We start from the raw sequence: 1,846 nt of genomic DNA, 5'->3' as shown, positions 1-1,846 counted from the left end.
TGGCCGCGGCCGGCTGAGGTGTTGGTTGCGGGGGTGTCGTCGTTTGGTATGGGCGGGACGAATTGTCATGTGGTGGTGGAGGAGGCTCCTGCGTCCGCGTCCGCGTCCGTGTCTGTGTCTGTGTCTGCTTCTGGTTCCGCTTTGGGTGGTGGCGTTGTTGGTGGTCGTTCGGTCGAGCGGGGTGTGGTGCCGTGGGTGGTTTCCGGTCGTGGTGTGGAGGCGTTGCGGGGGCAGGCGGAGCGGTTGCTGGCGCATGTTGAGGCGCGTGGTGAGTTGTCGGCGGTGGATGTGGGGTGGTCGCTTGCCTCTGGTCGGACGCGGTTCGAGCACCGTGCGGTCGTCGTCGGTGATCAAGGAGGGCTGCGTGCGGGGCTGGGTGCTCTGGCGCGGGGTGAGGACGTTGCGGGTGTGGTGACCGGTCCGTCTTCGGGCCTGTCCGGTGCGGGTGACCGGGTGGTGTTTGTCTTCCCGGGTCAGGGTTCGCAGTGGGCGGGGATGGCGGTCGAGCTGCTGGACAGCGCGCCGGTGTTCGCCGACCGGTTCGCTGAGTGCGGGCGGGCGTTGGCGGAGTTTGTCGACTGGGATCTTGAGTCGGTGGTGCGGCAGGCGCCGGGGGCGCCGTCGTTGGAGCGGGTGGATGTTGTTCAGCCGGTGCTGTGGGCGGTGATGGTGTCGCTGGCTGAGCTGTGGCGTTCGTATGGTGTTGAGCCTGCTGCGGTGGTGGGGCATTCGCAGGGTGAGATCGCGGCCGCGTGCGTGGCGGGTGGGTTGTCTCTGCGGGATGCGGCGAGGGTGGTGGCGCTGCGTTCGCAGGCGATTGCCGGTGGGTTGGCGGGGCTTGGCGGGATGGTGTCGGTGTCGCTGAGTGCTGGGGAGGTTGCTGAGCGGATCGCGGCGTTCGGTGGCCGGATTCAGGTTGCGGCGGTGAACGGGCCGGCGTCGGTGGTGGTGGCCGGTGATCCGGATGCGTTGGATGAGCTGCTGGCCCAGTGCCAGGCTCAGGGGGTCCGGGCGCGCAAGGTTCCGGTGGATTACGCCTCGCACACTTCGCACGTCGAGCGCATCGAGGGCCAGCTGGCCGGCCTGCTGGCGGGGATTGAGCCGAAGTCGTCGTCGGTGCCGTTCTATTCGACGGTCACGGGTGGTCTGTTGGACACCGTCGAGCTGGATGGCGCGTACTGGTATCGCAACCTGCGGCACACCGTTCGCTTCGAGGAGACCATCGGCGGTCTTCTCGCGGAAGGGGACGCGGTCTTCATCGAGGTATCCGCTCATCCCGTCCTGGCTGTTGGTGTGCAGGACATCGCCGAGGCGCGTGACGCTGAGAACACCACCGCCATGGGCACTCTGCGTCGGAATGAAGGCGGTCGGCAGAGGTTCCTCATGTCCTTGGCTGAGGCATGGGTTCAGGGTGTTTCGGTGGATTGGGGTGTGGAGTTTTCGGGGTGTGGGGCGTCGTGGGTGGATTTGCCGACGTATGCGTTTCAGCGGGAGCGTTTTTGGGTGGGTGAGGAGTCGGCGGTTGGGGTGGTGGAGTCGTCGGGTTCGGTGGGTTTGGTGGGGTTGCGTGAGCGGTTGGTGGGGTGTTCTGAGGGTGAGCGGTTGGGGGTGTTGTCGGGGTTGGTGCGGTCGTTGGTTGCGGTGGTGTTGGGGTATGGGTCGGGGGATGCGGTGGATGTGGGGCGGTCGTTCAAGGATTTGGGTTTTGATTCGTTGACGGCTGTTGAGTTGCGGAATCGGTTGAATGGTGCGACGGGGTTGCGGTTGCCGTCGTCGTTGTTGTTCGACTATCCGACGCCGGCTGTGTTGATCCGGCATGTGGATGGTGAGTTGGGTGGTGGTGTGG

Annotated in this window: 1 protein-coding gene; it reads left to right on the top strand. The window is 65.9% G+C overall.

The window, feature by feature from the left end; genetic code table 11:
• On the top strand, positions 1-1,846 hold a 1,846-nt coding region (locus tag ACZ516_RS33850), incomplete at both ends, for an acyltransferase domain-containing protein (protein ID WP_469013619.1).

This window comes from Streptomyces sp. NPDC034037, from assembly GCF_055575715.1.
This window is presented reverse-complemented; position numbering and strand designations above follow the sequence as displayed.